At 64.3% G+C, this 7,066-nt stretch carries 10 protein-coding genes; 6 read left to right on the forward strand and 4 right to left on the reverse strand.

Features of this window, described 5'->3' with window-relative positions:
* Positions 1-5: 5 nt before the first annotated feature.
* Positions 6-1,175 (reverse strand): efflux RND transporter periplasmic adaptor subunit, encoded by a 1,170-nt coding sequence (locus EBBID32_RS05920; protein WP_006952371.1) that lies wholly within the window; start codon positions 1,173-1,175, stop codon positions 6-8.
* 263 nt (positions 1,176-1,438) lie between these two features.
* Between EBBID32_RS05920 and EBBID32_RS05925 the strand changes: the two genes are divergently transcribed.
* Positions 1,439-1,687, forward strand: coding sequence for a GlsB/YeaQ/YmgE family stress response membrane protein (locus EBBID32_RS05925; RefSeq protein ID WP_006952372.1), 249 nt, complete (start codon positions 1,439-1,441; stop codon positions 1,685-1,687).
* 101 nt (positions 1,688-1,788) lie between these two features.
* Here EBBID32_RS05925 and EBBID32_RS05930 read toward each other — a convergent pair whose 3' ends face one another.
* From EBBID32_RS05930 to EBBID32_RS24780, 3 genes are all read right to left on the reverse strand, one after another.
* Positions 1,789-2,046 (reverse strand): GlsB/YeaQ/YmgE family stress response membrane protein, encoded by a 258-nt coding sequence (locus EBBID32_RS05930; protein WP_006952379.1) that lies wholly within the window; start codon positions 2,044-2,046, stop codon positions 1,789-1,791.
* 217 nt (positions 2,047-2,263) lie between these two features.
* Positions 2,264-2,563: a CtrA inhibitor SciP gene (sciP, locus tag EBBID32_RS05935; RefSeq protein ID WP_006952381.1), complete on the reverse strand. Its 300-nt coding sequence runs from the start codon at positions 2,561-2,563 to the stop codon at positions 2,264-2,266.
* Between the two features lie 105 nt (positions 2,564-2,668).
* A complete protein-coding gene (locus EBBID32_RS24780; protein WP_006952382.1) occupies positions 2,669-2,965 on the reverse strand; it encodes a hypothetical protein in 297 nt (98 codons plus the stop codon).
* A 127-nt stretch (positions 2,966-3,092) separates the two neighbouring features.
* On the opposite strand from EBBID32_RS24780, the gene mnmA reads away from it, so the two are divergent.
* The 5 genes from mnmA to EBBID32_RS05965 form a co-directional block, all read left to right on the forward strand.
* Complete coding sequence (gene mnmA, locus EBBID32_RS05945; RefSeq protein ID WP_006952383.1) at positions 3,093-4,199, forward strand: tRNA 2-thiouridine(34) synthase MnmA; 1,107 nt, start codon at positions 3,093-3,095, stop codon at positions 4,197-4,199.
* Positions 4,200-4,203: 4 nt separating this feature from the next.
* On the forward strand, positions 4,204-4,473 hold the full coding sequence (locus EBBID32_RS05950; RefSeq protein ID WP_006952384.1) for a hypothetical protein: 270 nt from the start codon (positions 4,204-4,206) through the stop codon (positions 4,471-4,473).
* 373 nt (positions 4,474-4,846) lie between these two features.
* Positions 4,847-5,509 (forward strand): ATP phosphoribosyltransferase, encoded by a 663-nt coding sequence (gene hisG / locus EBBID32_RS05955; protein WP_006952386.1) that lies wholly within the window; start codon positions 4,847-4,849, stop codon positions 5,507-5,509.
* On the forward strand, positions 5,499-6,788 hold the full coding sequence (hisD, locus tag EBBID32_RS05960; protein ID WP_006952388.1) for a histidinol dehydrogenase: 1,290 nt from the start codon (positions 5,499-5,501) through the stop codon (positions 6,786-6,788). Before hisG ends, hisD begins: the two co-directional genes overlap by 11 nt.
* A gap of 20 nt (positions 6,789-6,808) precedes the next feature.
* A partial coding sequence (locus EBBID32_RS05965; protein ID WP_037489072.1) for a transcription antitermination factor NusB occupies positions 6,809-7,066 on the forward strand: 258 nt, incomplete at its 3' end.

Below are 7,066 nucleotides of genomic sequence, written 5' to 3' on the forward strand. Positions count from 1 at the left end.
GCCTTTTACCGGCCGCTGATGGGTTCCGGCTTAACCTTCTGTCCCGGTGCCAGAAATGCACCGGCCGACGTCACGATCTTTTCATTGCCAGTAATGCCGCTGGTCACAGCGACACCCGCATCGGACACCTGACCCACGGTCACGGCGCGCCGTTCGACTTCATTCTTGCCGTTGACGACATAGACATAATTGCCCTTGGGATCGCTCTGCACCGCCGATTCCGGCAGCAACGGCGCGCTGCCCGATCCGCTGGTGATGGTGACGGCGGCAAAACCACCCGGCCGGATCGCTGGCTGATAGGGCAGCGCTATGCGGACAATGCCCTGCCGCGTCTGCGGATCGACGACGGGCGACACCTGCCACACCCGTCCGGCAAACTGCTCCTTGCCACCCACCGGGGTTACCATGGCGCTGTTGCCAGCCCGCAGCGACGGCAAATCACCCTCGGCCACCTGCGCCAGCAGCTCCATCTCGCCATCCTTGGCCATGCGGAACAGCACGCCGCTGCCAGACCCTACAATCTGCCCCGGCTCAACCGCGCGGGTCAGCACCAGCCCGCTGGCGGGCGCGCGAATGTCCAGCCGCCCGGTGCGGGCGCGCTGTTCGGCCAGCTGGGCGATGGCGACATTGACGCGCGCATTGGCCGCATCACGGGTCGCCGTGCGCTGGTCAATATCCGCCGCGCTGATGAAACCGCGCCCGACCAGCGCCTTGGCGCGATCCAGCTGCGCCTGCGCCAGCTTGGCGTCGGCACGGGCGACATCGACCTGCGCGGCGAGCGAATTGACCTGCTGCGCCTGGACCGACCGTTCGATCACCGCCAGCACCTGCCCGGCGCGGACCCAGTCGCCCGGCTGCACCAGCACCCGACTGACCATGCCGCCTTCACCCACGACGCCGACCGGCATGTCGATCCGCGCACCAAGCGATCCAGTGGCGGTCACCGTGCGCGCGACGGTCGACCGGCCCGGACTGCTGACCGAGACGACCGGCACCTGCGCCGTGACCGCAGGCGCAGCGGCATCACCGCCGCGCATCGAAATCCACACCGCACTGCCGACCAGCGCCACGACGATCACCGCCGCGACCAGCCACAGCCGCCGCTTGCGCGCGCGCGCATCCTCGTCGTCGATGACGACCGCTGAGTCGGCCATGACCTGGGTTTCGTAATTCATGCGATTCTGTCTCTCCGGCGCTTCGCCATCCAGCGACTGTGTTATATGAATATAGCACCGCCCTCAACCCCCAATATCATGGGTCAAAGGGGGAGGGCAAAGCGATATTGCGCGATTGTATAAGCCATGGCGGTGGAAATGGCACCGCGATTCGTTGGCGCGAACGGGACCGGCGGCGGCCTGGAACCGGATTCATTTGCCAAAAGCCCCCGATTATGGCGCTATATGCCACGGGTGCGAAGATAGAGGGAGAGGAGCGCGCCGTGGATTTGCTGGGTTGGATCATCATCGGTCTGCTGGCCGGGGCAATTGCAAAGCTGATCATGCCGGGACGCGACCCTGGCGGCTGTATCGTCACCATGCTGCTGGGCATCGCAGGGGCGCTGTTGGCGGGCTTTGTCGGCCGACTCGCGGGCTTTTACGCACCGGGCCAGAGCGCCGGCTTCATCGCCGCGATCCTGGGATCGGTCGCCGTGCTGGCCCTCTATCGCTGGTTCGCCGCGCGGAGGTAGGGTTTGCAAATGCGCGGAAGGGCGCATTTTGAAAAACACAATAAAAAGACCGCGCCCGGTTGGGGCGCGGCCTTTTGGGCGGTCAGTCGTAAGGGGTGCGGTTAGCGCACTGACCCGCGACGGACCAGGTTGACGATCGCCAGCAGGATGATCGCACCGACCAGCGACACCAGGAAGCTGTACAGCGACAGACCTGCATTGTTGATCGAGCCACCGCTGAAAATCATACCGCCGATGAACGCACCGACAATGCCGACGACGATGTTGAGCAGGATACCCTGCTGCGCGTCAGTGCGCATGACCATGCTGGCGAGCCAGCCGATGATGCCGCCGACGATAAGCCACATAATGATGCCCATGATATTCTCCTTGACCACGCCCCCAGCGGGTTGGGTGCTGCGGGATTAACGGTGCAAGGGGCGGTGCGTTCCATGGGCTGAAAATGATTCCGGGCGGGAAACCATCCCCGTCCCGCATCGTTACAGGGGGTTTTTCGCATATCCCGAGCAAAAGGGGCTGCCGGATACTATCCGGCAGCCCCTTTCAAGCTGCGTCACTGGCGCCCGCACAGACAGATCAGTATTTCTGCTGCCGTTCGTAGAGGGATTTATAATATTGGATGCGCGTCACGCGCAGGCCATGCATCCCCGACCGGTCGACCGCCCGCTGCCAGCCGGCAAATTCTTCCAGCGTCAGATTATAGCGCGCGCACGCTTCATCGACGGTCAGCAAACCGCCATTGACGGCGGACACCACCTCGGCCTTGCGCCGCACTACCCAGCGGGTCGTGTCCGGTGGCGGGAGGCTGTCCAGCGTCAGCGGTTCTCCGAGCGGCCCGACGACCTGGGCTGGCCGTATTTTCTGGTTTTCGATCATTACTACCCTCAAAAGCGGCGCTGGCGTTGTCAAATCCAGCAGCGATCCCCTTATGCACATCAGCCCTGAAGAACGGCTAAAGCGCCAAGGTAAACGCCACCTTCATCATCCTTTCCCCACAGCTAAACGGTTCGCGATCAGCGGATTAAAGCTTCCTGCGAGCCGAACGGCTTCGATCATGCCGCCGGAACGTGGCGCGAATATTCCCGCCAGCTCCTGAATCCAGTCTTCCGTTCCGTCCTGCCCCCGCAGGACGCCCGCAACCGCAAGCGCAGTCGGGCTGGCCGCCTGCTGTGCTGCACAGGCAGCCCGCAGAAACGGCCAGACCGGCACACGCGCGCGGCCAAGGGGTCTGGCATTGGCGGGGGTAAGCCCGCCTGTCCGAAGAAAACTCAAATCCATGACCCTGCTTCTACGCGGCAATGGATAAGGGTCGGTAAATGGGCTTTCGCTTTGTCGCATCCCGCGCTGCGGCCCGTCGCATCACGCCCACTGGCATGAAAAGCACAGTGCGCGTATAGGCGCGACCATGCAGCCAGAGTTTCAGCTAGCCCAGCCGCTCGACGCGCGGCGCATTGTCGTTGCCATGTCCGGCGGGGTCGATTCCTCCGTCGTCGCCGCGCTTGCCGCCAAAACCGGCGCGGAAGTGATCGGCGTCACGCTCCAGCTCTACGATCATGGCGCGGCAGTGGGCCGCACGGGCAGCTGCTGCGCGGGGCAGGACATTCGCGACGCGCGCGCCGTCGCCGATCGCATCGGCATCGCCCATTATGTGTTCGATTATGAAAGCCGTTTCCGCGATTCGGTGATCGCCGACTTTGCCGACGAATATATGGCCGGGCGCACCCCCATCCCCTGCGTCAAATGCAATATGGGGGTAAAATTCACCGACCTGTTCCAGATCGCGCGTGACCTGGGCGCCGACTGCCTCGCCACCGGCCATTATGTCCGCCGGGTGGACGGACCGCAGGGCGCCGAACTGCACCGCGCCGCTGATCCTGCGCGCGACCAGAGCTATTTCCTGTTCGCCACCACCCAGGCACAGCTCGATTATCTGCGCTTTCCCTTGGGCGGCCTGCCCAAGCCCATGGTTCGCGAAATCGCCGCCGAACTGGGGCTGGCGGTGGCGTTGAAGCCCGATAGCCAGGACATCTGTTTCGTCCCCGACGGCGATTACGCCAAAATCGTGCGCAAGCTGCGCCCCGACGCGGATGAAGGCGGCGACATCGTCCATATCGATGGCCGGGTGCTGGGCCGCCACAAGGGGATGATCCATTACACCGTGGGCCAGCGCAAGGGACTCGACATTGGCGGCCAGCCCGACCCGCTCTACGTCATCCGCCTCGACGCCCCGGCCAAGCGCGTGATCGTGGGGCCAAAGGCGGCGCTGGCGGTATCGGGCGCGAGCCTGACCGACATCAACTGGCTGGGCCGCGATTTTGCCGGGCCACTGACCGCCAAGGTGCGCTCGATGGCGAAACCCGTGCCTGCGCGGCTGGTGGACGGACAGCTCTTGTTCGACGCCCCCGAATATGGCGTCGCGCCGGGACAGGCCGCGGTGCTCTATGATGGCGACCATGTGCTGGGCGGCGGCTGGATCGCCAGCACGCAAAGCGCGATGGCAGAAGTGGCTTAGTCACATGGGGCGGGCGAAACACATCATCCGGAATTCGACGAGCCGACCGCAGTTTGTTACCTTTGAATTATCGACTGCGCGCTATCGGTTAAATCCGGGCGACGAACTTAGCTTTTACTATGAAACTGACTTCATCCGTCCTGATGAACCCCCGCTCATAACCGACTATGCCGAAGGCGACCATGGCACCGAGATAGTGATTTGGACAAACTTCGGGTCTGAGGAAGGACCGTTTCTGCCTGACGGCGAGGAGGCGGTCACCGACTGGGATTGAGAGATATTCCCTCAATTGAGAGGGGTCATTGCAACATTCATCATCCACCGATTTTTACGTCATCCCCGCGCAGGCGGGGATCCATCTCCGAACCCAAAATCAAGACGATAAGGCGGGAGATGGATTCCCACCTTCGCGGGAATGACGAAGTCGCAATAGTCAGGCCAAGGCTAGAATTGCAACCAGCCCCAGCAATGCCACACCCAGAATAGCGACCAACTTCCAACCGACAGACAAGTCGCTCGTGAAGAAACCGGCTATAATGTCGATCAAAATGGACATCGCATCATATTATGCCATTTTCCATCGCTGACTAGTAGTATCCCCCCAAATCCTTGCCCTCCCCCCCGCGCCCGGCTAAGGCCCGCGCGTCATGACTCGCACCCTCACCTTCGCCATTCCCAAGGGCCGCATCCTCGATGAAGCGCTGCCTTTGCTCGCCAAAGCCGGTATCGAGCCGGAGGCGGAATTTCATGACAAGAAAAGCCGCGCCCTGCGCTTCGCCACCAACCGCCCCGACGTGTCGATCATCCGCGTGCGCGCGTTCGACGTCGCCACCTTCGTTGCCCATGGCGCGGCGCAGATCGGCATCGTCGGGTCCGACGTGGTCGAGGAATTCGACTATTCCGAACTTTACGCGCCCGTGGACCTCGACATCGGCCATTGCCGCCTTTCAGTCGCGCAGCCGGTGGATGCAGGCGACGAGGATCAGGCCGCATTGAGCCATGTCCGCGTCGCCACCAAATATCCCCACTTGACGCGCAAATATTACGAAGCGCGCGGGCTTCAGGCCGAGTGCGTCAAGCTGAACGGCGCGATGGAACTGGCCCCGTCGCTTGGCCTGTCGCGCCGCATCGTCGATCTGGTTTCGTCCGGCGCGACGCTGAAAGCCAATGGCCTCGTCGAAACCGACATCATCATGCCCATCAGCGCCCGCCTGATCGTCAACCGCGCCGCCTTCAAGATGCGCTCGGCCGAACTCGCGCCGATGGTGGAGGCGTTTCGCAAAGCCGTGGGGGTGCGGGATGCCGCTTAGGCTCACCACCACGGCCCCCGATTTCGCCACCGCCTTCACCAATCTGGTGGACGCGCGCCGCGAAGCCGACGAGGATGTTTCGCGCGACGTCACCGCGATCCTGAAAGCCGTGCGTACGGGCGGGGACGCCGCGCTCGCGGACTATACGCAGCGTTTCGACCATCATGACCTGAATGTCACCGGCTGGGCGGTCACACCGGCGGAAACCCGCGCCGCGCTCGACACGCTCTCGACCCCGCTGCGCGACGCGCTCGAACTCGCCGCCGCGCGGATCACCGCCTATCATGAAAAGCAGCGCCCGGTGGACAGCGACGGCGTGGACAGCGCGGGCGTGCGCCTGGGCGCGCGCTGGAGCGCGGTCGATGCCGCCGGTCTCTATGTGCCGGGTGGCCGCGCCGCCTATCCCAGCTCGCTGCTGATGAACGTCATCCCCGCCAAAGTCGCGGGCGTGCAGCGCATCGCCATGGTGACGCCGACGCCGGGTGGCGAAATCAACCCGCTGGTGCTGGCCGCCGCGCAGATCGCGGGGATAGAGGAAATCTGGCGCGTCGGCGGGGCGCAAGCCGTCGCGGCGCTTGCCTATGGCACTGACCGGATCGCCCCGGTGGACGTCATCACCGGTCCCGGCAATGCCTGGGTCGCCGAAGCCAAGCGCCAGCTTTATGGCGTGGTCGGCATCGACATGGTCGCCGGGCCATCCGAAATCGTCGTCGTCGCGGACGCAAAGAATGACCCGGACTGGATCGCCGCCGACCTGTTGAGCCAGTCGGAACATGATCCCACCAGCCAGTCGATCCTGTTCACGAACGACGCTGCCTTCGCCGATGCGGTCGAACGCGCGGTCGAGGGTCGGCTTGGCCAGCTCGCCACGCAGAAGGTCGCCCGCGCCAGCTGGGCCGCCAATGGCGCGATCATCGTCGTGCGCGATTTTGAGGAGGCGATGCCGCTGGTCAACCGCCTGGCCGCCGAACATCTCGAACTGGCGGTGGATGATCCCGATGCGCTGTTCGCCAGCGTGCGTCACGCAGGCTCCGTATTCCTTGGCCGCATGACCCCCGAAGCGGTCGGCGATTATGTCGCCGGTCCCAACCACGTCCTGCCCACCGGCCGCCGTGCGCGCTTTTCGTCGGGCCTCTCCGTGCTGGACTTCATGAAGCGCACCAGCTTCCTCAGCCTGGACGATGCCGCGATCCGCGCGATCGGCCCGGCGGCGGTGGCGCTGGCGGAAGCGGAAGGGCTGCCCGCACACGCTGCGTCAGTGGCGTTGCGCCTCGGCTGACACCGGAGTAGGGGAACGCCATGAACGCACGCTCCAAATCCCGCTCCGCCGCGCGCCTTGCCGCGGTTCAGGCGCTGTATCAGCTCGAAATGGAGGGAACCCCCGTCCACGTCCTGCTGCACGAATTCCATGCCCATCGCCTGGGCGCGACGATCGAGGACGTGACCTACGCCCCGGCGGAGGAGCCGTTTTTCGACGATGTCGTGTCCGGCGTGGACAAGCGCCGCGACGAAATCGACGCGCTGATCGTCGCCCGCCTGTCGAGCGGCTGGAGCCTC

It is taken from the genome of Sphingobium indicum BiD32, from assembly GCF_000382885.1.
Lineage (GTDB): Bacteria > Pseudomonadota > Alphaproteobacteria > Sphingomonadales > Sphingomonadaceae > Sphingobium > Sphingobium japonicum_C.